The organism is Saprospiraceae bacterium (genome assembly GCA_016712145.1).
Classification (GTDB): Bacteria; Bacteroidota; Bacteroidia; order Chitinophagales; family Saprospiraceae; genus Vicinibacter.
The window spans coordinates 2,878,916-2,904,066 of sequence record JADJRO010000001.1 but is presented as its reverse complement, the minus strand read 5'-3'; the positions used below and the strand labels follow the sequence as shown (position 1 = coordinate 2,904,066).

The following is a 25,151-nucleotide window of genomic DNA, read 5'->3' as shown; positions in this document are numbered from 1 at the left end:
TTGATAGACCGCGAAGATAATGCGGATTTGCCAAGCCTCGCTTGTCAGAAATCAGTCTGGATTTTAAAAACATATAGAAAAATTCTTTATTTAATCTACTTTTGCCTGCGAAATGGAGATAGGAGAATTAAAGCGTATGGCATCCCAGGTTCGAAGGGATATCATCAGACAAACCCATCAATGCGCCAGCGGGCATCCGGGTGGTTCCCTGGGTTGTGCTGATTTTCTGACAGCTTTGTATTTTAATATGCTCCAAAAAAAATTACCCTTTCAAATGGAAGGCATTGGTGAAGACCTTTTTTTCCTTTCCAACGGTCATATTTCTCCGGTGTTTTATTCTGTATTGGCACGATCTGGTTATTTTCCAATTGATGAATTGAATACGTTTAGAAAGATAAATTCCAGATTGCAAGGGCACCCAACTACCCACGAGCACCTGCCAGGTGTTCGAATTGCCTCAGGTTCTTTAGGACAGGGTGTCAGTGCTGCATTGGGAGCTGCTTTGGCCAAAAAATTGGATTCAGATCCGGGTTTAGTATATGTTTTAACTGGTGATGGTGAATTGCAGGAAGGCCAAATCTGGGAAGCCGTATTGGCTGCCGCACATTATAAAGCAGACAATCTGATTCTTACCGTTGACTGGAATGGCCAACAAATTGATGGTCCAAACGACAAAGTAATGTCATTGGGAGACCTGCCTGCAAAATGGAATAGTTTCGGTTGGGATGTATTGCAAATGAATGGCAATAATATGGAAGAGGTACTTAACATGCTTGCAGTGGCAAAATCAAAAACCGGAAAAGGAAAACCAATTGTGATCCTTATGAAAACAAGTATGGGCTTTGGTGTTGATTTTATGATGGGCTCTCACAAATGGCACGGAGTCGCTCCCAATGCTGAACAAACCGCTATCGCCTTAAGTCAATTGGAAGAAACTTATGGAGACTATTAATCAATTTCAAATTTTCAATTACGAATTACGAATTGAGAATTTAAATAATAATCTTAGTACTGCATTCGTAATTCGTAATTAATAATTCGTAATTAATAAAATGTCCTGGGATCTCTACCAATCAACTAAAAAATCTGCAACCCGAAATGGTTTTGGAGAAGGTTTTCTTGAAGCCGGTCGTTTAGATTCCCGGGTCGTCGGATTGTGTGCTGATTTGGTTGGATCATTAAAAATGGATGCATTCGAAAAAGAATTTCCAAACCGTTTTTTTCAAACAGGAATTTCTGAAGCGAATATGATGGGGATGGCTGCCGGCATGGCGACGATTGGTAAAATTCCATATACCGGAACTTTTGCGAATTTTAGTACCGGTAGGGTGTACGATCAGATTCGTCAATCCATAGCATACTCTGATAAAAATGTAAAAATTTGTGCGTCTCATGCCGGTGTGACTTTAGGTGAAGACGGAGCAACACATCAGATTTTAGAAGACATTGGATTGATGAAAATGCTTCCGGGTATGACCGTTATCAATCCGGCAGATGCTCACCAAACCAAAGAAGCTGCCAAAGCAATTGCTCATTGGAAGGGACCGGTATATCTTCGATTTGGTCGTCCGGATTGGCCCGTATTTTTAGAAAATCAGCCGTTTGAAATCGGTAAAGGACTGGTCCTGAAAGAAGGAAACGATGTGAGCATTTTTGCAACAGGACACATGGTTTGGCAAGCACTCGAAGCCTGTCGTGAACTGGAAAAACAAGGCATCGATTGCGAACTAATCAACATTCATACGATAAAGCCACTCGATGTGGATTGTATATTGAAATCCGTTCGCAAAACCAATAAAGTAGTCAGCTGCGAAGAACACCAACGCAATGGGGGCTTGGGCGATTCAATTGCTCAGATCCTTGTGCAACATCACCCTTGCCGACAGGAATATGTTGCAGTAAATGATTCCTTCGGTGAATCCGGAAAACCGATGGAATTGTTATTAAAATATGGCTTAGGCGTCGAGGATGTCGTGAAAGCAGCAAAAAAGGTTTTGGGATAATCATCAATTACAAATTAATGTAAGCCTAAAGTCAATAGACTATAGACTCCTATGAATAAAATATGCAGGAGGTTGCCAATTCCCTTGTTTTCTAATAAATTCCTTTGAAAGTAGAATGGCATAAATTAACCATTCCACTTCCTTTGGATTTTTGTTGTCTCTTCAAATAATCTTTTCTTTACTCATCAAACTCCTATTAGTAGTCGAAAATCTCTCTTCGCTACAAGAATCTTAATTAGTTATGTAAAGAAATGGTAAGCCGCAATCTTCATTGCGTAGGTTAAACTACAGTCTATAGTGAGCGGTCTTACCATTTTTTAACTTTTATTCATTTCTGGGATGGTAAAGCTAAGATTTATTTTTTACTGTTTAATTTGATTGTGTTTTTTTCTTTAGTTTCACTATAATATAACAGCAGAGCGGGGTCATTACGAATGGCTATCCAGGCATTCTCAATTAGCAATGAGCGGAGTCTTTTGTGCTGTCTAAAAGACATTCTTCCTTTGCGTTCTTTGTCTCCGCTGGAATATTCATTTGGACAAAATCCTATAAAACTATTTAATTCATCAAAATTGTTAAATCGTTTCATGTCCACAATTTCAGTTAGCAAAGTAATTGCTGTCATTGGCCCTATGCCTGGAATACTCGTTAATAACTTAAATAATTTTGAATACCGATCCTTGTTCTGTAGCCTCCGAATCTGTCGCAAAGCATTTAGCTTTTCTTGTCGCAAGTTAAGTAAGGTTTGAAAGTATAGGTCTAAAGCTAGTCTGGTTGATTCATTTTCAAAGCGAAGATCCTTTAACCATGTCATAAATTTATTACTCCAGTTTCCATTATTATATTGTTGTGGTATTGATATTCCAAGTTGGTATAACATACTCTTGATGCGATGCTTACATGCTGTAACATCATTTCCCAATTTTACATTACATCGAACTAATTGACGGTCTGATTCTGCTTCTGCTTCGGGAATGTATATACCTCGCAACATACCGCTTCCCAATGCAGCTCCAATCCTTTTGGAGTCCATTTTGTCTGTTTTAAAATGCTTTCCTTTGTTCGTCTGGGGTACATCTGCTGCATGAACCACAATACACTCAATTCCTAACTGCTCCAATTGACGCTGTGCCCAAAATCCACTAAATCCGGATTCATATGCACATACATATTTCGCACCTGGATAATGCTCATTTAAATAATTTGACAACGTCTTTGGACATCCTTCTTGCCGGAAACTCTTTATAAGTTTCTGCTCATAATATAATGAAACATGCCAATTTTTTAAATGTATGTCGATACCGATAAACATAATGCGGCCAGTAAAGTCCGCTTTTACTTGTAAATTTGTCATAGGCTTGGTTTTAAGTTGATTATTAAATTGAGAATTTTCAACCCTAAACTAAGCCTTATTTTATTACATGGATTCTTTAGACTTTTTTCTCCATTTTGAACGAAACATTTCTTAAGTTTGTTCGATATACATTATAGGCCCATTTTTCAATTCCCGATTTCCCGACCATCTGATATTAATTTACTAATCATAAATGTTTCTACTATGAACAAAAATTTTACCTATTTATTTAGTTTTTTATTTTTCTGCCTCACTTTGCAACCTGTAAGTTTGCTTGCTGAAAACGGACAAATGATGTTCGTTGCAGAAATGAATACTTCGAATGAAGTTCCACCCGTACGTGGAGATGCATTGGGACTGATGACGTTTCTGGTATCTGAAGATCGCAGTGAAGTGTATGTCCATGGTGCTTTTACCAATTTGACTGGAAATATCATTGGCTGCCACATCCATTTAGGAACGAGTGATACGACTGGCCCTGTTTTTATAGATTTAGGAACTATGATTACCGGAAGTCGTATTAAAGGGGTCTTTAAGACACCTCCAGGATTTTTAGCTGCTTCATTTTTTGGAGAACTTTATGTAAATGTGCATACCACCGGGTTTCCAAATGGAGAAATCCGAGGACAACTCAATTGGAAATCTGAAATTATTTTATCAACTGTGATCTCTGGTGCTTCCCAAATTCCACCGGTCCCAGGACAAGCATTCGGATTGGGTGCTATACGGCTCTCTCCAAATTTAACCAGGATGGAATACAAAATCATGTATTCCGGACTCAGCGGTCCGGTGACAGCTGCACATATTCACGCAGGAGATGCTTTCAGCACAGGTCCTGTAATTACCGAATTGCAAGATGGCATCGTACTTTCCGGAACCATTGAGGATCCCAATGTGGTTCAACAGGTTTTATTTGCTGCCTTTTTTACCGGAGCCTATGTAAATATTCATACCACTGCACATCCCGATGGCGAAATTCGAGGGCAATTGCAACTGGATGCGTTAAATAACGGATATGGTGTGATGAATGGAAGTCAGGAAAATCCACCGAACAACAGTACGGCCAAAGGATTTGGATATGCTGCGCTTAATTATCCGGATATGGATACTTTGTTTTATTTAGTTGGATTTGATGGATTGGTTCCAACGGCTGCACACATCCACAATGGTGCTGCAGGAAAAAATGGTCCTGTCTTTACTGCATTAACTCCTTCTAATTTTCCAGGAATTTATTTTGGTCAAGCTGCAATCAGCGGAGATATGTTGACCGCCTTTTTTAAAGATGAATTGTATTTTAACATTCATACCGCAGCAAATCCAGGAGGTGAAATTCGTGGACAAATTGAAAATAATCTTTTAAAATCATTTGCTTTTGATCTGTGTGGTGACCAGGAAATACCAGTAAAAAATGTTCCTGCCTATGGAGCAGCTTATGTTGCGGTAAACAAAGCCAATACAGAATTAGATTACGGAATGATTGTTCAAAATTTAAATGGAGATGCAACGGCTGCACATATTCATGATGCAAATTTTGGTGCAAACGGAACTGTTTTAGTTCCTTTGGATTTACCCAATCCGTTTACAACCAATGTGATTCCGATTACCGGAACGGTTGCTGGCAAAATTGATAAAGACGGAGCATATTTTAATGTACACACCGCTGCAAATCCTGCCGGAGAAGTGCGCGGTCAAATTCGCAGAACCCTTTCGTGTAAAATCAATACCTCCATTATTGAATCTGTTATCCAAGAATTAAATTTGAATAATAATTTCATTACTCAAGAATTGTTTTTAGAAGCGACTTTAGATAAATCCATGAGCATTGATTTATTTATAAATGATGCCCAAGGCAAACTAATTCGAAAATGGAAACAATCTTTCTATCCGGGATTTAATAAAATCAGTATTCCGATCGAGCAATTAGCTTCCGGTTTTTATTTATTAAATGTTGTTGAAGGGAATAATCCTTTGAGAAGCTTGAAATTTATTAAAAATTAATAGAAAGAATCGCCACGAATGCACGAATTAAAGACGAATAATTAAATTAAATACTTCGAATCTCCATTCGTGCATTCGTGGCAACTCTTCCTTTCTTCCATTCGTCTTCCATTCGTGACAATTTTTAATTTAACAATTCAGCCAATTCAGTTTTCAGAAACTGACCGGTATAACTTTCTTTCACAGTGGTCAATTGTTCCGGTGTACCAAATGCAACAATGTTACCACCGTATTTTCCCCCATCAGGACCTAAATCCAATACATAGTCTGCAACTTTAATCACATCCAGATTGTGCTCAATCACCATTACGGTATTGCCCCGATCTACTAATTTTTGTAATACAAGAATTAGATGTTGAATGTCTTCAAAATGCAATCCGGTTGTTGGTTCGTCAAGAATATATAAGGTTTGTCCGGTATCCCGTTTAGATAATTCTTCCGATAGTTTTACCCGTTGCGCTTCTCCACCTGAAAGCGTTGTTGCTTGTTGTCCTAAAGTGATATATGTTAACCCAACATCACAAAGGGTTTTTAATTTTCTATAAATTGCCGGAACATGCTCAAAAAATACAGTAGCCTCTTCAACCGTCATATCCAGAACATCTCCAATGGATTTGCCTTTATATAAAATTTCCAGGGTTTCCCGATTGTATCGCTTTCCATTGCAAGATTCGCAATGTACATAGACATCCGGCAAAAAATTCATTTCGATAACTTTCATTCCACCACCTTCACAAACTTCACAACGACCGCCTTTTACATTAAAGGAAAAACGTCCTGGCTTATAACCCCTGATTTTTGCTTCTGGCAATCCGGTAAATAAATTTCTAATCTCTGTAAAGACTCCGGTATAGGTTGCTGGATTTGAACGCGGTGTTCTGCCAATAGGTTCCTGATCTATTTCAATTACTTTATCTAAAAATTCAAGCCCTTCAATTTTCTCATATTGCAATGGGCGTTGCAAACTCTTGTAAAAATGTGCTCTTAAAATTGGATACAGGGTCTCATTTATCAAACTGGATTTTCCACTACCGGAAACTCCGGTTACACACATAAAACATCCCAATGGAAATTTAATGCTCAGGTTTTTTAAATTGTGACCACACGCTCCATATAAAACCACATAGTTTCCGTTTCCCTTGCGTCTTTTTTCTGGAATGGTAATATTTTTTCGACCAGATAAATAATCCGCAGTCAAAGAGTTCTTTTTTAAAAACTCTTTAGGACTTCCTTCGGCAACCAATACGCCTCCATGAACACCTGCACCAGGTCCCAGATCAATAATATAATCGGAGGCCATCATAATATCTTTGTCGTGCTCTACTACCAACACCGTATTGCCTATGTCCGTAAGTTCACGCAAGGATTTTATCAATCGATGGTTATCCCGTTGATGCAATCCAATAGACGGTTCATCCAAGATGTATGTGATACCGGTTAATTGCGAACCGATTTGTGTTGCTAATCGCGTACGTTGCGATTCACCTCCTGATAAACTGATGGCGGATCGGTTTAAATTCAAATAATCCAATCCTACGTATAATAAAAATCCGATGCGGGCTTTTATTTCTTTTAGGATATCTTTCGCAATAATTTTTTGCTTTCCTGACAATCGATCTTCCAGATTTTTTAACCAATTATCCAAATCCGAAATATCCATTTGTGCCAGTTCAGAAATATTTCGCTCGTCAATTTTAAAGTAGAGACTCTCTTGTTTTAATCTGCTTCCTTTACATACTTCACAATCGGTAACTACCATAAAGTCTTCAGCAAATTGCCGAATTTTCTCCGAACTGGTGTCGCGATACCAACGTTTGAGCATATTAGTCAAGCCTTCAAAAGCCAAATGGTATGATCCTTCAAACCAAACATTTTCTGTAGGTGCCGGATACGAATCGTCCCCTCCGAATAAAATGGTATCCAGAACTTTCTTTGGTATTTTCTTTACAGGTGTTGAAAACGAAAATTTATGACGGTCTGCAATTTGCTTTAACTGCTTAAACAAATAATTTTCTCGAACTTCACCTAAAGGCACAATGCCACCTTCATGAATTGTTTTAGAATCATCCGGAATCACTTTGTCCATATCTACCGAATGCATAACTCCTAAGCCTTTACACTCAGGACAAGCGCCATAAGGTGAATTAAAAGAAAAGCTGTTTGGTGAAGGTTCATCATAAGACAAACCTGATTCTACATCCATCAATCGCTTGCTGAATGGGATTAATTTATTTTCATCTTGAACAAGTATAAACAAAACATCCTGACCAATTTTTAATGCAGTCTGAATGCTATAACTCAGTCGTTCCGATTTTTCAGGATTAACCTGGATCCGATCAATCAATACCTCAATGTCGTGAATTTTAAAACGATCCACTTGCAATCCAGGTTTTAATTCCTGAATAACACCATCTACTCGTACTTTATTAAATCCCTGCTTCCGAATTTGATCAAACAATTCACGGTAATGACCTTTCCTGGATCGCACCAAAGGCGCAAGAATGCTTATTTGTTTATGGACAAACTGTTTTTGGATTAACTCCAACATTTGATCTTCAGAATAACGAACCATCTTATTACCCGTTACATGGGAATACGCATCCGCTGCGCGGGCATAGAGTAAACGAAATAAATCATACACTTCAGTAATGGTTCCAACGGTTGAACGTGGATTCCAACCGGTTGTTTTTTGTTCGATAGAAATCACCGGACTTAATCCATCAATTTTTTCTACCTGGGGCCTTTCAATATTTCCTATAAACTGCCGTGCATAATGGGAGAATGTTTCCATATAACGCCTTTGCCCCTCAGCATAAATCGTATCAAATGCCAGGGAGGATTTTCCACTACCTGAAATCCCAGTAATCACAACCAACTGGTTGCGTGGAATTTTTACAGACACTTCCTTCAGATTGTGTTCTGATGCGCCTATAATATCTATAAATTCCTGATCGTAATTGAAGTCCATGAAAAATATATCAAGGGGTAATCATGTAAGCTTGCAGTTAAATACTCCGCTTAATTATAAATCCGTTATCTACTGCTTCCATTCCTATTTTCGGATAATATTCAATTGCATTTGCTGCAGCCAAAAGTAACAACATACACTGATCTCCAACAAGATTTTTTGTCAACGAGATCAATTGTTTTCCAATTCCAGCAGATTGAAATTCTTTGCGCACTGCCAGATCTGACAGATAACAACAAAACCCATGATCTGTCAAGGCACGAGATACTCCAATAAGTTGTCCATTCATCCGTGCCGTAACAATCAAATTGGAATTTGCATACATCCTTGCAATTCGCTCGGTATCTTCTACGGGTCGTTTAAGTCCTGCGCTTAAATACAAATCAATAATTTCTTCCGTTGTGGGTCGGTCTTGATCCGTGTAAAATATTTCCATTCACTAATTTTCAAATAAAGTCTTCCAGGATATTTTGTCTGCAATTATTTTTTCAATCGCTGCAATGGATACGCGTTCTTGTTTCAAACTATCCCGATCCCGAATGGTGACTGTATCGTTTTCCAAACTTTCAAAATCAATCGTAATACAAAAAGGAGTTCCAATGGCATCCTGGCGGCGATAGCGTCTGCCAATTGCATCTTTGTCATCGTATTGGCATAAAAAAGAAAATTTTAAATCCTCAAAAATTGCCTTTGCTTTGTCTACCAGTTCTGTTTTGTTTTTTAACAAGGGCAAAATGGCACATTTTACTGGAGCGATGGCTGGATGCAATTTTAATACCACCCGTGTAGAAGCATCGCCTTCAGCATCCGGCACGGATTCTTCAGTATACGCATTACTCAAAATGGCTAAAAACATCCGGTCACATCCTATAGACGTTTCAACAACATAGGGGATGTAATTTTCATTTGATTCCGGATCAAAATACTGCAATTTCTTACCAGATAATTCCTGGTGGCTTTTTAAATCAAAATCTGTACGGGAATGGATTCCTTCCAGTTCCTTAAATCCAAATGGAAAATCAAACTGGATATCAACGGCTGCATTTGCATAATGAGCCAAATTTTCATGGTTATGAAACTTTAATTTTTTTGCAGGCGTACCCAATGCTAAATGCCAGGCCATGCGCTTGGATTTCCAATATTCGTACCATTGCATTTCTTCTCCCGGCTTAACAAAAAACTGCATTTCCATTTGTTCGAATTCACGCATTCTAAAAATAAATTGGCGTGCAACGATTTCATTTCTAAACGCCTTTCCAATTTGCGCAATGCCAAATGGAATTTTTAAACGACTGGGTTTTTTGAACATTTAAAAAATTTACAAAAATGCCCTGTGCCGTTTCCGGTCGTAAATAGAGTTTACCTTCCTCTCCTGCAATGTTTCCCAATTGCGTATTAAACATCAGATTAAACTGACGGACTTCCGTCCAATTTCTCGAACCAGAATCAGGATCTGCAATTTCACAGTCTTCTATCAGTTGTTTGAGTCCGGCCATGTCGTTTGCAGACATCGTCTGGACCAGGCGATCATTGACTTGATTCCATTTGGTCTTTATTTCCTGAATCCTTGGATTGGTTTCACGATATAAATTTTCATCGAAACTTTCTCCAAAACGCTTCTGCGCTTTTTCAACTTCTTTATTAATTTTTTCGTCCAGTTTATCAAGATAATTTTCGATCAACTGATCGGCGCGGTACCTTTTTTTTGAATCCTTATTATCGACTAAAGGATCATTAAATGCATCGATGTGACCGGAGGCTTTCCAGGTTTTAGGGTGCATAAAAATGGCAGCATCCAGACCTACAATGTGTTGATGCATTTGCACCATGCTTTTCCACCAATACGTTTTAATATTATTTTTTAATTCAACGCCATTGGGTGCATAATCATACACAGCGCTTAAACCATCATAAATTTCAGATGAAGGATAAATGAATCCGTATTCCTTGCAATGAGAGACCAGCTTTTTAAATAAATCGTCCACACAAAAAAATTAAAACTGTAAAAATGAATTTCAAACTTAAATTCAAGCCAAACTAGATATCAATATTTGCATATACCGCATGTTTTTCAATAAAATCCCTGCGGGGTGGGACATCTTCTCCCATTAAAATTGAAAAATAATAACTTGCATTGGATGCATCTTCGATATCTACACGACTTAATATTCTTCGAGCAGGATCCATGGTAGTTTCCCATAATTGTTCGGCGTTCATTTCACCTAAACCCTTATATCGCTGAATGTGCACACTGTCTTCTTTTCCTTTGCCCAATTCTTCAACAATGGCTATACGCTCTTTTTCATTCCATGCATATTTTGCTTCTTTTCCTTTCTTTACTAAATACAAAGGAGGTCGTGCAATGAATAAATGTCCATTCTGAATTAATTCAACCATGTACCTATAAAAGAATGTAAGTATCAGCGTTGTAATATGCGAACCATCTACGTCCGCGTCGCACATGATCACCACTTTGTGGTACCGAAGTTTATCAATATTCAATTTCCGCTGACCGTCTTCATCTTCAATGATGTGGACGCCCAAAGCAGTAAACATATTCTTGATCTCCTCGTTTTCATAAATTTTATACTCCAATGCTTTTTCAACATTCAGAATTTTACCTCGCAAAGGAAGGATGGCTTGAAAATTTCGGTTACGCCCTTGTTTAGCTGTTCCACCTGCACTGTCTCCCTCAACTAAAAACAATTCGGATTCAGCTGCAGAGCGAGACGAACAATCTGCCAATTTTCCCGGAAGTCCGCCTCCGGTTAATACATTTTTCCGCTGCACCATTTCACGTGCTTTGCGAGCAGCATGTCTGGCCGTTGCAGCTAAGATGACTTTATCAATAATACGGCGAGCTTCTTTTGGATTTTGTTCAAGAAAAGCCATCAGGGCATCTCCGACAATTCTTGAAACCACCCCAACAACTTCAGAATTACCCAATTCTCCTTTAGTTTGCCCTTTAAACTGGGGTTCAGGAACTTTAACAGATACTACGGCTGTCAATCCTTCCCGAAAGTCTTCTCCACTGATTTCCATTTTCAGCTTACTGAAAAATCCATTGGAATCTCCATATTGCTTAAATACACGTGCTAGTGCCCGGCGATACCCACTTAGATGGGTTCCTCCTTCTCGCGTATAAATATTATTTACATAAGACAATACATTTTCCTGAAAACCAGTATTGTATTGCATGGCAATTTCCACTTCTATATTTTCCTCCTTTCCTGTCACATAAATCGGATTTTCTGTTAAAGGTGGACGCCCTTGATCTAAATATTGTACAAACTCTCTAAGACCTCCTTCTGAAAAGAATCGCTCTTCCCGTTGGTGCCCTTCCCGTTCGTCTTTTAGATAAATCGTCAGTCCATTATTTAAAAAAGAGAGTTCACGGATCCGTTGAGCCAGTGTATCAAAACTATAAATCAGGGTTTCGAAAATTTCATCATCCGGTCTAAAAATCACGGTAGTCCCCCTGGAATTTGTTTCGCCAATTTCACGAACAGATTCTCTTGGCTTTCCACGTTCATATTCCTGCATATAAACCTTCCCCTCCCGGCGAACTTCTACTCGAAGGTATGCGGACAAGGCATTCACACACGATACGCCGACTCCGTGCAAACCGCCTGAAACTTTATACGAATCTTTATCAAATTTACCGCCCGCATGCAATACGGTCATAACCACCTCAAGGGCAGATTTCTTCAATTTCTCATGCATATCAACCGGAATTCCCCGTCCATTGTCTTCAACACGGATGGAATTATCAGGTAGGATATTAACAAGAATATGACTGCAATGACCTGCGAGGTGCTCGTCGATCGAGTTATCTATTACCTCCCATACTAAATGGTGTAAGCCTTTCACATCGGTACTTCCGATGTACATTCCAGGACGTCTTCGTACAGCTTCTAATCCTTCTAATGCCTGTATACTCGATGCACTGTAATCACTGCCTTTTTGCGTCATATTTTTTTATTGAAAATGGACTGCAAAGATAGCAATTTTAAGCCGCATTTTCAGGCTTTTAAATGCATTAAATTAGCTGAAAATTCAGGGTTTTCCAGCGATTTGGTAAAATGAAAATGGAAGTAAATTTTTACTTCAAAAATGACTTGAGTTTGTTCTCAAGTTCGTATTCATCTCCAGGGGTATACCCATTGTGTGTATAAAGGATCGTGCCGCTTGCATCTACCACAAATGTTTGCGGAATGGATTGAAAATTTAAATTGCGGAGCATGTCTTTATTTGCATCTGAAAGAATCGTATAATCCCATGCTTTTTGACTAACCAATGGTTTCACCTTATTTAAGGCCTGTGCATCATCGATCGTTACAGCCACTACTTCAACTCCCATTTTCTTCCATTCAGGGTAAAGTGGCTTGATTGCATCCAGTTCTTTTTTACAAGGGGAACACCAGGTTGCCCAAAAACTGATAACGGTCAATTTATTTTTTGCAAAGCTCGCATTTAGGTTTACCGCTTTCCCATCCAGTGATTTCAAATTGGCTGCAGGAAATTTCTTATCGCCAATTGTAAAGGATAAAAGTGCAAAACTCAAGATGAGGCCAAAGGCTGAAAAGGTTTTCATTTGATTTATTAGTTTTTTTTGATGCTGTAAAATTCTTTAAAATATTCCGTTACTTTATCCCAGCATAAATCAATTAACGAATGTTTAACCAGAGTATAAAACTAGCCCTGATTTGTTGTATTGTATTCAATATCAAGCTTATACATGCACAAGACCAACTGGTTTTGGGTGGAGGATTTCAAACAAATGCCAACTTGTTTATACGGGATAGTTTGAGGGAAGCCTATAAAAGTCCGCAGTATTCACATCAATTGTTTGGTTCGGAATCCTGGTTGGATCTTACCGCTTCCTATCAGGGTTTTACCGGTGCCATCCGTTTTGATGCATTTAATAATTCCAATTTACGGAATCCGGTTGCTTCTCATACAGATTTCGGGATCGGAAAATGGTATATCCAAAAAGAAACCGATCAGTTTGAAGTCGCTGCCGGTTATCTCTACGATCAAATTGGCAGTGGAATTATTTATCGTGCATATGAAGAACGTGCCCAACTCATAGACAATGCGTTAATTGGTGTATCCGGAAAATACAAATGGAATGACAATTGGTCGGTTCGTGGATTTGTAGGCAAACAAAAAAATTTGTTCGACTCTTACAATGCCGTATTAAAGGGCGTCGCCGTTTCGGGATTCTATAAACCAACCGATAGCAGCAGTTGGAGTATTGCCCCTGGTTTTGGATTTGTAAATCGCACGTTTGGTGAGGCCATTGTAAACCAATTAACGGGAATTCTTTCAAACTACCATCCGGTAGATCAATTTAATCCCTATTACAACAGCAATGCAGTTAGCATTTTCAATAATTTAAACTGGAAAGATTTTTCCTGGTATTTTGAAACTGCATATAAACCAAAAGATCTATTTGAAGACGACAAAGCCATCAAACGGGATCCAATTGATACCATTAAAACAACTACCATCGGTAAATTGGTTTCCAAAGAAGGCACCGTATTTTATACCAGCTTGTCTTATGCCAAACATAAACTCGGAATCACTGCTGAATTCAAACGCACGGATGGATTTTTATTTCGTACCGAACCACTACTCAGTAAAAACAATGGTTTGATTGGATACATTCCACCCATGGCTAAAATCAACACCTTTCGTTTGACTTCCTTTTATTATCCTGCCACCCAATTTTTAGATGAAATGGCTTATCAATTTGATATCAAATACGGATTGGGAGAGCACTGGAATTTATCTTTAAATTATTCAGATATTCGCGATAAAAAGTTTGATAAACAATATTACAGGGAGATTTATGCGGAAGCAATTTATAAACACGATCAAAAATGGCAACTGACAGGAGGTATCCAACATCAGTTTTTTAATTTGGATTTATACTATCAGAAAGTTGGTGAAGCCGATGTAAAAACCATCACACCGTTTGTTGAATATTTATATCGCTTTACACGCAAAACATCCTTGCGTATTGAATCACAATATATGAATAACGACCATGACACCGGTTCATGGATCTTTGGTTTGGCAGAATTGGGCATTGCGCCGCATTTCCTATTTGAAATTTCTGATATGTACAATGCAAAACCTACAAAAGGACATGATGATCTGCATTACATTTCAGGTGGAATGGTTTACACAAAAGGATCCAATCGATTCGGACTGCGATACGTTCAGCAACGGGAAGGCATTATTTGTTCCGGCGGTATTTGCAGATTGGAACCTGCATTTAGCGGCATGCGATTGAGTATTACGAGTACGTTTTAAGATAGTTGATAGGTGATAGTTGATGGTTGATAGGGGATGGTTGATAGGTGATGGTTGATAGTCAAGTTTTTTCTTGCTTTGCGACTTTGCGTCTCTGCGAGAAACAAATTTTAATTAAATGGGTATTAATATTCGTATTTGCTACTTGCCTAAATTGTTTTGAGTCAAATAATAATTTCTTATATGAAAAAAATACTTTTCATCTTAATTTCAATTTCTGTTCTCTTTTCTTGTTCGGATTGGGAAGTCGAAATTCCTTTAAATAACAATACGACCCCTCCTGAAAAAACGAAACGCGTGGTGTTGATTGAAGAATTTACAGGCGCTTCCTGTGTCAATTGTCCAAAAGGAATTACACAAACCACAGCGATCCGCAATGCGTATCCCGACAATGTAGTCGTTGTTGCGGTGCATTCAAATTTTCTAGGCGCACCTGCCACCGCCGGCCAGGTCAATTTAAGAACTCCCGATGCACAAGCCATTGAAACTTTTTTAGGCAGCTGGTTTTCAAAACCAGAAGCTGCTTTCAACCGTGCTTACGATGCTACCAATCAAACCTACCGATACGGTTCACCAGATAGTTGGCGGGGTATTGTAGAAGAAGAATTAAAGAAAGATCCTATAGTCGAATTGATTATAGATAAAAGCTATAATGAAACCACCCGAGAATTAAAAGTAACATTAAAAGTAAAAGGTTTAGCAGCACTTTCTAAACCATTGCACATCCATTGTGGCATTACAGAATCCGAAATCATTGCAGATCAACTAGATAATACCGGTAAATTAATTGACTTTGTACACAACCATGCCTTGCGTAAAATGCTATCCCCAATTCCTGGTGATAAAATTGCTGATGGGATCACTGTGAATCAAGCCCTAGAGAAAGAATACAGCTTTACTTTACCCCTAGACAACATCCTTTGGAAACCGGAGCATTGTGAGATTTTTGCCTACGTTTCTTTGGATGAAGTTGAAAAATATGTACTCCAGGCTGCTGAAGTTAAATTGAAATAATCTTTCCCATCCCCTTCCCAAACCTGGGTTTTAAACCCCAGGTTTGGGAAGGGGATGGGAATGGGACGCTTGGTAGACGTAACAATCCATCAAAAACTATTTACCTTAAAAATTCGTTTTAGACCATATGCGCATGTTTCTTTTGTTTTTTGTTTTGTTTTTGAATTCGACATTGCAAGCCCAGGATCCACGCCTGGCTCAACAGTATTTTAATGATGGTGAATATGAAAAAGCGGCCAGCCTGTATCAATCCATGTATCAAAAAAATCCAGGAAATGACAATTTTTTCAGTCGATATCTGGATTGCCTGATGTTATTGAAACGCTATGAAGAATGCGAAAACATTGTACGCACAGAAATAAATAAGAGACCCAGAGAAGTGAGTTTATATGCTACCTATGGCAATCTGTTAATCAATCGAAATCAACCGGAGAAAGCTGAAAAACAATTTAATGAGGCCATCGATAAATTGGGACCGGATGTGTCGGTAATCCACCGGCTTGCAAATGTATTTATCCAAAATGCACGATACGACCTGGCAATTAAAACCTATGAGAAAGGAGAGAAAATTTTAAAACCCCAGGCCTATTTTACCTACAATCTTGCAGATTTGTATCGGCGGAAAGGAGATATCGAAACGATGGTCCGGTATTTATTAGATGGAATCGAAAACAATTCCGTTCAGCTCATGAGCGTCCAAAGTTTATTGATTGCCTATTTAAGTCCGGAACAATACCAAATTCTGACAGAACAAATTTATCAACGACTTGAAAAAAATCCGGAAGCAATTCCTGAAGCTGAGTTGCTTCAATGGGCCCTAACTCAAATGAAAGAATATCCCGGTGCTTTGCGTCAGGCAAAAGCATTGGATCGAAAACTTAAAGAAAATGGTACCCGTGTTTTTAATTTGGCGATGGCCGCAGCGGTTGATAATGATTTGCGAACTGCAATCGATGGTTTTAATTACATTAAGGAAGCTGGACCGTCGGGTTCATATTATCACGATGCCAATCGCCAGGTCTTGGCATGCAGACGTCGTATGATTGTAGATCAGAATGATTATAAAACCCAGGATCTGTTGTCGCTCGAAGCGGATTATCAGAATTATAAAAATGAATTTGGCAGCAATTATTTATCTGCATCCTTATTGATAGAATACGCTGAATTGGAAGCTCGCTATTTAAATAATTTGCCAAAAGCAATCAGCATTCTATTGGAAGTTGTCAACAGCAATTACATTGAAATGCATTTAAAAGCGCAAGCCAAACTGGATTTAGCAGATTATTATTTAATCAGTGGAGAGCGTTGGGAAGCCAGTTTATTGTATTCACAAGTGGACAAAGATTTTAAGGAAGACGAGTTGGGTGAAATGGCACGTTTTCGGAATGCACGACTGTCCTATTTTGCAGGAGATTTTAGTTGGGCACAGGAACAGTTTAGTATTTTAAAGCGTGCTACCAGTAAACTGATTTCAAATGATGCCATTGATTTATCTGTATTTATCCAGGACAATTTAAACCAGGATACCACCGGTGAATCCCTAATGTTGTATTCACAAGCAGAACTCAAAGTATTTCAAAATCAATACGATTCTGCTCTGGTTAAATTGAATCAAATCCCCTTCACCGATCCGGATTCAAAATATCTGGAAGATGATGTTTGGTTTTTGGAAGCGCGTATTTATAATCATCAGAAAAAAACCGAATTAGCTATTCAGAAATACGAGCTCATTCTTGAAAAACATAAAGAAGAAATTCGTGCTGACAATTCCCTCTATGAACTTGCAAAAATTTACGACTACCAACTCAACAATAAAGAAAAAGCCAAAGAGCTTTACGAAAAATTATTTGTGGATTTTAGTAATTCTGTATTAGCAGTTGAAGCCCGTAAACGCTATCGGGTTTTGCGCGGGGATAAGGTGCAATAATTAGGCTTTGTAAATCTTAATTCAAAAGACATATATGTCCTGTTAGATATAAAGTCGCTTGCTTTTAGTAATGGTCAAATCCGCAGTAGAAATTCTCAATATCTTACATTTTATTGCAAAACATAATAGCAATCCCTTTACATTTGCTATTATAAATTGATTGATACTTTTGAGTTGATACAATTTTCAACTATATTTGCTTTAAATAATCATCCTTTTCTTTCCTATGAAAAATTTACATTTTCAAAAACGCTTGACTGTTTTTGGAATTATAGTTCTCGGAAGCATCATTCTTTTAAGATTAGCTTGTTACAATTCGTATCCATTTGTTTACCCAGACACAGGAACTTATATACGATCTGGATTTGAAGTCTTCGTTCCGATTGATCGGCCTATTTTTTATGGCTTATTTGTTAGAATTGTGAGTTTTTCAACTTCACTATGGAATGTGGTTTTTGTACAAAGTTTTATACTCGCTTACCTTGTGTATTTAATTCTAAAAGAGTTTATAGGTTCAACCTATTTTAATTTTTACTATTTTTTTATTTTAACATTTTTATGCTTGACAACGGGTGTTAGTTTTAATGTAAGCATGATTACTCCTGATATTTTTACCTCTTTTCTATTTCTAATAGTTTTCATTCTCTATGCTATGCCCGATTTGAATATTTTTCACAAGTTTATTTTGTGGGTTTTATTCATTGCGAGTATTTTAACTCATCATTCTCATTTGCTTATCTCGATTTTTATTTTTGGATTTTTTTTAGTTTCTATTATTTCAAAAATTTATTTCAAAAATTTATTTCAAAAATTTATTTCAAAAATTTATTTCATACAAAAATTACTCTTACTTATATTAATTAGTGTAGGTTTTTCTTTGGTTATAAATTTTTACTTAAGTAAGAAATGGAGCCTTTCTCAAGCATCTCATGCATTTATTTTAAATAAAATCCACGATAACGAATTACTGGTTCCTTTTTTAAATGAATACTGTAATAAAGCACCATTCTATTTATGTCAATTTAAAGACAGCCTTCCTTGGGATCTGATATGGGATATGAAAAGCCCTATTACTAATTCAGGGGATTGGAACTTACATAAATCAGAAGATGAACATTTAATAAAAGAAATAGTGTTTTCTCGAAACTACGGTCCCTTGTTTGTTTTAAAGAGTATTCAACAAACTTTTAAGCAACTATTCAAATTCAATACTGGAGATGCCCCGAACGGAGAAATGATTAATCCCCCATTAATAGAAATCAGAAAATACATGCCATCAGAACGAAAAGAGTTTCTGGCGGCTCATCAATTTAACCATTTGCTGGACTTTGAATTTTTAAATACCATACAAATTATAATTGTTTATCTCGCATTGTGCATACTTACATTGCCTTTTGTAATAAATACTATTGAATGGGATTATAGGATCAAACAAGGCATTTTATTATTGGCAGTATTTGAAATAAGCAATGCATTTATTTGCAGTACATTTTCAACGGTATTAGACAGGTATCAAAGTAGGGTTATTTGGCTCATACCCTTTTTTGCAACTATAATTCTATTACAACTTGTGTTGAAATATTGGGAAACTCAAAACAATTTTTCCAAACAGGAATTATCTTCCTTTAAAAATACTTCCGAGTAATTTACCAAACAAGCCACCAGCCTGAGGGGCTTGTGATTGAGCCGTTTGTTGTTCTTGAGGAGCGGATTGTGCACCTCCTAGCACGCCACCCAATACGGTGCCGATCAGATCCCCAAATCCACCACCCTGTGCAGATTGTGCTGATCCCATCAAAATAGAAGCAAGATCAAATAAACCTCCACCAGAACCCTGTCCCTGTGTGGTATTTGAATTGCGCATTTTTCCAATCAATCCCATGACAATGGGAGCCAAAATGGGCATTAACTTCATGATTTGCCCCATATTCAACCCGGAACTCTGACTGACTTGTTGAGCAACTTGTTCTTGTTTGCCTCCTAAAATATGATTTAAGATGCCTAAACCATTGGTTGCAGGCGATGCACCTTGTGCCATACCGCCTACCAATCCCATAATATCATCCAAAACCGAACCGTCATGATCCCGATCCAATGCGGCTGATAATGCAGATAATCCAGAAGGGCTGGCTGCATTGTTTGCCAAACCACCTACCAAAGAAGCAAAAATACCTCCAGCAGCCTGAGCCGTTTGCTCTTCGCTGGCACCAATTTGTTCACTTACTTGGCTTAAAACAGTTCCGCTTAATTGCTCTTGAAGCAGTTGCATTAAATCCATACGATTGCATATTTAATTTAGGAATACAGGGGAAACAAATTATCAATGAAAAGGTTTAGTTTTAATTGTGATTTGTTTTGCCTTAATGAAGTCGTAATTTCAATTCATCCCACCCTGTCAGCATTGTAACATCGTAAAATTGCAGCATTGTTGCATTGCAGTATTAAAGCACTGCATTATTGTAACATGGTAGCATTACAGTATTGTAGGATTGCAGCTTTACTGCATTTCCCATCTTTCCAACAGACTATAGACTAAATCACTTTCTTCACAAACTCAGATTTCAATGCCATAGCACCAAAACCATCAATCTTACAATCAATGTTATGGTCGCCATCCGTCAATCGAATTTTTTTGACTTTAGTGCCTACTTTGATGGATTGAGAACTTCCTTTTAAGGGTAAATTTTTGATGGTTATAACGGTATCTCCATTTTGCAAAACAACACCATTTGCATCTTTTACAACCAGTTCTCCAGACTCTGGGGTTTCAATTTGTTCATGAAGGCTCCATTCGTGAAAACAATCAGGACAAATGTAATTATCTTCAAAAGGATAAGTGTTGCCACTTTTACATTTGGGGCAAATTGGATATTCCATAATTAATTGAATTTAAGAATGCAAAGTTATAAAAATATCACACGCTAACTAGAATTGAAAACTTGCAGTCTGCAGTCTGTACGAAAAAAGCTAACAAGTTATTAAGGTTGGCTGAAAGGCTGGAAGGCTGATTGGCTTAAGGAAAAGAGGAGTCTAGAGTCTGTAGTCTGAATGGAACAAAAAGCTAATAAGCTATTAAGCTGATAAGCTATCAAGAATTCTCGCAGAGTCGCAAAGACGCAAAGAAATGCTCAATTTTCATTTTTAATTGTAGCATTTTAGCATTGCCGTATTGCAGCATTGCAGCATTATAGCATTGCACCATTGTAGCATTGCACCATTGTAGTATTGCAGCATTGTATCATTGCAGCATTTCTCTTCAGACTTCCTCGCTAGAGACTACAGACGCACTCCTCCATTGCAGCATTGCAGCATTACAGAATTGCAAAATTCCTACAGACTCTTCCTTTCTATAGACTATCCCCCTTCCACATTTCCAGGAAACTGCGCACATCATGAAAGCTCACTTTGTTTTTTGAAAAATAAATTTTGGCTGCTTCGATTTGCTGTTCATTTGCTTTGAAGTGATGTAAAATATTGACCAGATGCATTTTCATATGGCCATATTGTATCCCTGTTGTTATCAAGGATCGGACTGCTGCAAAATTTTGTGCGAGACCCGTGGCTGCTGTAATCATCATTAAAGATTCAGCTGAAGGGTTTTCTAATAATTCTAAAGATCGTTTAGCCATTGGATGTAATGCTGTCAATCCACCGACAGTTCCCAACGCGATTGGGAGTTCTAATGAAAAATAAAACATGCCATCTTCAAGCCTGCAATCGCTTAAACTGCTGTAGCTTCCGTTTCGCGCTGCGTAGGCATGACCGCATGCTTCTACTGCCCGAAAATCATTTGCAGTAGCCAATACGACCGCATCTATGCCATTAAAAATTCCTTTGTTGTGTGTGACTGCACGATAAGGATCTTCTTTTGCAATTTGCACTGCTGTATAAAATCGCTCCGCAAATTCAGCCGCCTTGAGATTTCCAGCAAATTCACCCAATTCAGATATAGGACATTGCACCCAGGCACGTACCAAACATTCCGGTGTATAATTGGATAAAATACTCATGATAATTTCCGCATCACGCAAATCATCAGGCAGTGAAACCTTATTTAAAAAATAATTTTCCAAACTACTACTGAAAGATTCTAAACAGGAATTAATAAAATTAGCTCCCATTGAGTCACAGGTTTGAAAACCAATCAGCAATTGAAAATAGTTTGGGATCCCATCCAATTGTTTTAATTCAAACGATTCTACACCACCACCGCGCTGAAACATATTTTGTGTGACATCTTTTGCATTTGCCAACATCAGTTCCTGAATATCCGGAAGAAATTGTTTTAATTGTTCTGCCGTTCCCTTCCACTTAAAATGAATCTGTCCTAATTTCTTTGTATTTAATACTTCAGCATAAAATCCACCACGATCCATCCAAAATTTTGCTGCTGATGCTGCTGCAGCTACTACACTGCTTTCTTCAGTTACCAGGGGTACACAATAGGTCTTTCCATTGATTAAAAAATTGGGCGCAACACTGTATGGCAAAGGAAAATTCGTGATGGTGTTTTCACTAAACCCATCCAATATTTTTTGTTGGTCTTCATTGTGATGCCAGTAACTCATGAGTTCGTGCATCACATTTTCAGGATCTTTAAAAAAATGCTCTACCATCCATTTGATTTTACCTCGCTTGGATAGTTTTGAAAATCCGGATATTTTTTTTCCAGATTCCGGAGCCGTTTTTTTAGTGTCCAATGATTATTTAACTTTTAAAAAAGAAAATGCAAGATTTAAACCACGAATTTGTTGTTGAACAAAATATCGCAACTCTTCATAAGATCCTTGTGCGTATTTTAAAAAACCAGAAGCTTGGCCGTAAAGTGCCGGTATCTTGCTTTTACTGATGTAGTAATACCCATCGAGATAATCGCGGACCCCTCCTGATACAATCAATTGTTTGCAGGAAATGACTTCATTTGCAGCAAGGACATTGCAATAGTGCATCATTTCCTCAGCGGAATGTCCAATTTGAGCCAATCCGGCCAGAAGACTTGGTGAACCTTCCTTGCGATTCAATTCAAGCAATGCAAAATTGGTTCCTCCAAATGCTCCAAATTCAATTGCCTGTAAGGGCAGTTGCAACAATGCTTTTAAACTTTCAGGTCCCATGCCTTGTCCAACTTCTTTAACAATCACCGGAAAACTAAATTGATCCAATACTTTTTTTATGGTGTCGATGGGCGGATTTTTAAAGCGGTCTCCTTCAGCCTGCATAAACTCCTGCAATGGATTGACATGAATAATCAATCCATCAGCACGCAGCATATCCACCAATTTTTTAATTAATTCCTGTTTGGATTGCATAAACCATTGCTCAATTTGAGCAATCCCTAAATTGATATACAAAGGCAAATCATTTCCAATAAGTTCCCGCATATCAAAATCCGGTAACAATTCAGGGTGTTCTATTAATTTTCGACAAGAACCGAGCCCCATGCCTAAACCAAATTCCCGGCATGCCAAAGCCAGATTTTCATTTATTTTTTTTGCTTGCGCTGTGCCACCGGTCATGCTGGATACCCAGATCGGATAGGATAGGGTCTTATTGCCAAAAGCAATGGCTTGAATTTGATTTTCAGATGGATGCTTGCTTAAAACGGGCTCATAATAAAAACGGGCATCCAAATCCGGAATTCCGGTTTGTGACTTAAAAGCCAGCTCGATATGATCTTTTTTACGGTCGGATCGGTTTTCTGGAAAACTTGCCATTTAGTGATTTGTACATGAATAACAAAACCGTGTAAAATTAGATTAATTAACCCAGAGCCTGGATTTTACGTTATATGTTTACAACAAGAATTTGAACGCCAACAAAATATTCAATAAATTTGCAAAAAATTCAGCGATGAAGCCTTATATATTATTATTTATTTTAATATCTTCTTCCAGCCAGTCACAGATTTCGTCTGCTTTGTTAAAAAAAATGGAAACAAACCAAAAAATACCGGTTTTAATCCAATTTAAACAACAAGCAGATCTTTCTGGTATCAATTACAATTGGAGTAAAGAACAAAAAGCAGCTTATGCTTATCAGGTCTTAAATCATACCTCGGGATTGAGTCAAAAAAAATGTCAGGAATTACTCCAATCAAAAAACATCTCCTTCCGATCCTTTTATCTGGTGAATGCGCTTTGGACTGAACTAACAAAAGAAACTATCCTTCAAATTGCTGCTCTCGAAGAGGTCGACCGGATCAGTTACGATTCTCCTCAACGGGGGGTTCCTCAACAGGATCCAAGCATTCATTTAACTCAAAGGGCTCCAGAGATTACCTGGGGCATTAAACGAGTCGGTGCTGACCAGGTATGGGATTTGGGAATTAAAGGTCAGGGCATTGTTGTAGCCGGTGAAGATACTGGGGTACGCTGGGATGTCGCTGCTATCAAAGCGCGTTATCGTGGAAATACCAATGGACTGATAGATCACAATTACAATTGGCACGATGCCATTCATCAAATCAGTCCCTTGAGTGGCAATCCAAACAATCCTTGCGGACTGAATCTTAAAGAACCTTGCGATGACAATTCACACGGTACCCACACCGTAGGGACCATGGTCGGTGAAACCGCAGAACATGCTATTGGTATGGCTCCGGAAGCTCAATGGATTGGATGCCGGAATATGGAACAAGGAAATGGCGCTCCTTCAACGTATATTGAATGTTTTGAGTTTTTTCTGGCGCCTTATGACTTAGATGGAAAAAATCCTAAACCTGAATTGGCACCGCATGTCATTAACAACAGTTGGTATTGCAGTTTAGAAGAAGGTTGTGACACCACTGTATTTCCAATTATGGAATTGGTCGTAGAAAATTTACGTAAAGCCGGAGTCGTGGTCGTTGTTTCAGCGGGCAATGACGGTGCCGCTTGCAATACTTTGCGACATGTTCCAGCCATTTACGATGGAAGTTTTTCGGTTGGTGCTTTTCATCCTGACAATCACATCAGCAATTTCAGCAGCAACGGTCCGGTAAATAATTACAAAGCAACACGAATCAAACCCAATGTAGTGGCACCGGGTTCAGATGTATTGTCAACCCTGCCCGATGGCCAATTTGCATCCTGGAATGGAACCAGTATGGCCGGTCCGCATGTCGCTGGCTTAGTTGCTTTGATGATTTCAGCCAATCCACTTTTAGCTGGACGGGTTGAAACCATTGAAAGCATTATTGAAGAAACCGCCGAACCTTTTGTAGCTGATTTTGATTGCTTTCCATACTCTGGAACCCGCATTCCAAACAATACTTACGGTTACGGTTTGATTGATGCGCTGAAAGCAGTAAAAAAAAGCACAATTGTATGTGGGTACCATAGAAAACGAAGCCACTGCATTTCAAATTTATCCAAATCCGGTGTACGATGTATTGCAAATTGAAATTCTCAAAGGAATGCAAACTGAATTTGTACTTATGGACGCTTTGGGAAAAGAGTTAAAACGCATTTCGTTTAATGACAAACAACACACTGAAAATTTATCGGAGCTGAAACCGGGAGTTTATTTTATCCAATCTGTTTCCGGAACAGAAAAAAGGTCTTTTGTAAAAATGTAAGGCTTGGTTTT

The 25,151-nt window shown here is 38.2% G+C and carries 18 protein-coding genes and 1 pseudogene; 9 read left to right on the top strand and 10 right to left on the bottom strand.

Annotated elements, in window-relative coordinates; genetic code table 11:
- The first annotated feature begins 112 nt into the window (after positions 1-112).
- Both IPK91_11915 and IPK91_11910 read left to right on the top strand, forming a co-directional pair.
- Positions 113-952 carry a transketolase gene (locus IPK91_11915; GenBank protein ID MBK8297959.1) on the top strand — a complete coding sequence of 280 codons (840 nt, stop codon included), beginning with the start codon at positions 113-115 and terminating at the stop codon, positions 950-952.
- A gap of 100 nt (positions 953-1,052) precedes the next feature.
- Positions 1,053-2,003, top strand: coding sequence for a transketolase family protein (locus IPK91_11910; protein ID MBK8297958.1), 951 nt, complete (start codon positions 1,053-1,055; stop codon positions 2,001-2,003).
- Positions 2,004-2,358: 355 nt separating this feature from the next.
- On the opposite strand, the gene IPK91_11905 is transcribed toward IPK91_11910, so the two are convergent.
- Entirely contained in the window at positions 2,359-3,357 is a 999-nt protein-coding gene (locus IPK91_11905; GenBank protein MBK8297957.1) for an IS110 family transposase, read from the bottom strand.
- Between the two features lie 204 nt (positions 3,358-3,561).
- Between IPK91_11905 and IPK91_11900 the strand changes: the two genes are divergently transcribed.
- A complete protein-coding gene (locus IPK91_11900) occupies positions 3,562-5,355 on the top strand; it encodes a CHRD domain-containing protein (protein MBK8297956.1) in 1,794 nt (597 codons plus the stop codon).
- A 124-nt stretch (positions 5,356-5,479) separates the two neighbouring features.
- On the opposite strand, the gene uvrA is transcribed toward IPK91_11900, so the two are convergent.
- From uvrA to IPK91_11875, 5 genes and pseudogenes are all read right to left on the bottom strand, one after another.
- Entirely contained in the window at positions 5,480-8,323 is a 2,844-nt protein-coding gene (uvrA, locus tag IPK91_11895; GenBank protein ID MBK8297955.1) for an excinuclease ABC subunit UvrA, read from the bottom strand.
- 37 nt (positions 8,324-8,360) lie between these two features.
- Positions 8,361-8,759: a GNAT family N-acetyltransferase gene (locus tag IPK91_11890; protein ID MBK8297954.1), complete on the bottom strand. Its 399-nt coding sequence runs from the start codon at positions 8,757-8,759 to the stop codon at positions 8,361-8,363.
- A 3-nt stretch (positions 8,760-8,762) separates the two neighbouring features.
- Positions 8,763-10,308 (bottom strand): annotated as a pseudogene (locus IPK91_11885) (glycine--tRNA ligase).
- 52 nt (positions 10,309-10,360) lie between these two features.
- Positions 10,361-12,295, bottom strand: coding sequence for a DNA topoisomerase (ATP-hydrolyzing) subunit B (gene gyrB / locus IPK91_11880; GenBank protein ID MBK8297953.1), 1,935 nt, complete (start codon positions 12,293-12,295; stop codon positions 10,361-10,363).
- A gap of 130 nt (positions 12,296-12,425) precedes the next feature.
- Positions 12,426-12,917, bottom strand: coding sequence for a TlpA family protein disulfide reductase (locus tag IPK91_11875; GenBank protein ID MBK8297952.1), 492 nt, complete (start codon positions 12,915-12,917; stop codon positions 12,426-12,428).
- Positions 12,918-12,997: 80 nt separating this feature from the next.
- Between IPK91_11875 and IPK91_11870 the strand changes: the two genes are divergently transcribed.
- From IPK91_11870 to IPK91_11855, 4 genes are all read left to right on the top strand, one after another.
- Positions 12,998-14,644 carry a hypothetical protein gene (locus tag IPK91_11870; protein MBK8297951.1) on the top strand — a complete coding sequence of 549 codons (1,647 nt, stop codon included), beginning with the start codon at positions 12,998-13,000 and terminating at the stop codon, positions 14,642-14,644.
- Between the two features lie 183 nt (positions 14,645-14,827).
- Positions 14,828-15,658, top strand: a complete 831-nt coding sequence (locus IPK91_11865) for an Omp28-related outer membrane protein (protein MBK8297950.1) — start codon at positions 14,828-14,830, stop codon at positions 15,656-15,658.
- 133 nt (positions 15,659-15,791) lie between these two features.
- Positions 15,792-17,585, top strand: coding sequence for a tetratricopeptide repeat protein (locus IPK91_11860; GenBank protein MBK8297949.1), 1,794 nt, complete (start codon positions 15,792-15,794; stop codon positions 17,583-17,585).
- A gap of 226 nt (positions 17,586-17,811) precedes the next feature.
- Positions 17,812-19,230, top strand: coding sequence for a hypothetical protein (locus IPK91_11855; GenBank protein MBK8297948.1), 1,419 nt, complete (start codon positions 17,812-17,814; stop codon positions 19,228-19,230).
- On the opposite strand, the gene IPK91_11850 is transcribed toward IPK91_11855, so the two are convergent.
- From IPK91_11850 to IPK91_11835, 4 genes are all read right to left on the bottom strand, one after another.
- Positions 19,201-19,863, bottom strand: coding sequence for a DUF937 domain-containing protein (locus tag IPK91_11850; GenBank protein MBK8297947.1), 663 nt, complete (start codon positions 19,861-19,863; stop codon positions 19,201-19,203). The two genes, IPK91_11855 and IPK91_11850, sit on opposite strands and share 30 nt — an antisense overlap.
- A gap of 254 nt (positions 19,864-20,117) precedes the next feature.
- Positions 20,118-20,462, bottom strand: coding sequence for an alkylphosphonate utilization protein (locus IPK91_11845; GenBank protein MBK8297946.1), 345 nt, complete (start codon positions 20,460-20,462; stop codon positions 20,118-20,120).
- 470 nt (positions 20,463-20,932) lie between these two features.
- Positions 20,933-22,201: a hydroxymethylglutaryl-CoA reductase gene (locus IPK91_11840; GenBank protein MBK8297945.1), complete on the bottom strand. Its 1,269-nt coding sequence runs from the start codon at positions 22,199-22,201 to the stop codon at positions 20,933-20,935.
- Between the two features lie 87 nt (positions 22,202-22,288).
- The gene (locus IPK91_11835) at positions 22,289-23,299 is read right to left on the bottom strand and encodes a type 2 isopentenyl-diphosphate Delta-isomerase (GenBank protein MBK8297944.1); all 1,011 of its coding nucleotides are present in this window, start codon (positions 23,297-23,299) and stop codon (positions 22,289-22,291) included.
- A 214-nt stretch (positions 23,300-23,513) separates the two neighbouring features.
- On the opposite strand from IPK91_11835, the gene IPK91_11830 reads away from it, so the two are divergent.
- Together IPK91_11830 and IPK91_11825 are read left to right on the top strand one after the other, a co-directional pair.
- Positions 23,514-24,965, top strand: a complete 1,452-nt coding sequence (locus IPK91_11830; GenBank protein ID MBK8297943.1) for a S8 family serine peptidase — start codon at positions 23,514-23,516, stop codon at positions 24,963-24,965.
- The gene (locus IPK91_11825; protein MBK8297942.1) at positions 24,943-25,140 is read left to right on the top strand and encodes a T9SS type A sorting domain-containing protein; all 198 of its coding nucleotides are present in this window, start codon (positions 24,943-24,945) and stop codon (positions 25,138-25,140) included. Before IPK91_11830 ends, IPK91_11825 begins: the two co-directional genes overlap by 23 nt.
- Positions 25,141-25,151 lie beyond the last annotated feature (11 nt).

Bases quoted from the DNA above. Each gene is read 5' to 3' on its own strand.
- IPK91_11855 (MBK8297948.1), top strand. From the start codon at position 17,812: ATGAAAAATTTACATTTTCAAAAACGCTTGACTGTTTTTGGAATTATA.
- IPK91_11835 (MBK8297944.1), bottom strand. From the start codon at position 23,299: ATGGCAAGTTTTCCAGAAAACCGATCCGACCGTAAAAAAGATCATATC.
- IPK91_11905 (MBK8297957.1), bottom strand. From the start codon at position 3,357: ATGACAAATTTACAAGTAAAAGCGGACTTTACTGGCCGCATTATGTTT.
- gyrB (MBK8297953.1), bottom strand. From the start codon at position 12,295: ATGACGCAAAAAGGCAGTGATTACAGTGCATCGAGTATACAGGCATTA.
- IPK91_11890 (MBK8297954.1), bottom strand. From the start codon at position 8,759: ATGGAAATATTTTACACGGATCAAGACCGACCCACAACGGAAGAAATT.
- IPK91_11860 (MBK8297949.1), top strand. From the start codon at position 15,792: ATGTTTCTTTTGTTTTTTGTTTTGTTTTTGAATTCGACATTGCAAGCC.
- IPK91_11875 (MBK8297952.1), bottom strand. From the start codon at position 12,917: ATGAAAACCTTTTCAGCCTTTGGCCTCATCTTGAGTTTTGCACTTTTA.
- IPK91_11850 (MBK8297947.1), bottom strand. From the start codon at position 19,863: ATGGATTTAATGCAACTGCTTCAAGAGCAATTAAGCGGAACTGTTTTA.
- IPK91_11870 (MBK8297951.1), top strand. From the start codon at position 12,998: ATGTTTAACCAGAGTATAAAACTAGCCCTGATTTGTTGTATTGTATTC.
- IPK91_11915 (MBK8297959.1), top strand. From the start codon at position 113: ATGGAGATAGGAGAATTAAAGCGTATGGCATCCCAGGTTCGAAGGGAT.
- IPK91_11865 (MBK8297950.1), top strand. From the start codon at position 14,828: ATGAAAAAAATACTTTTCATCTTAATTTCAATTTCTGTTCTCTTTTCT.
- IPK91_11910 (MBK8297958.1), top strand. From the start codon at position 1,053: ATGTCCTGGGATCTCTACCAATCAACTAAAAAATCTGCAACCCGAAAT.
- IPK91_11900 (MBK8297956.1), top strand. From the start codon at position 3,562: ATGAACAAAAATTTTACCTATTTATTTAGTTTTTTATTTTTCTGCCTC.
- uvrA (MBK8297955.1), bottom strand. From the start codon at position 8,323: ATGGACTTCAATTACGATCAGGAATTTATAGATATTATAGGCGCATCA.
- IPK91_11830 (MBK8297943.1), top strand. From the start codon at position 23,514: ATGGAAACAAACCAAAAAATACCGGTTTTAATCCAATTTAAACAACAA.
- IPK91_11845 (MBK8297946.1), bottom strand. From the start codon at position 20,462: ATGGAATATCCAATTTGCCCCAAATGTAAAAGTGGCAACACTTATCCT.
- IPK91_11840 (MBK8297945.1), bottom strand. From the start codon at position 22,201: ATGGTAGAGCATTTTTTTAAAGATCCTGAAAATGTGATGCACGAACTC.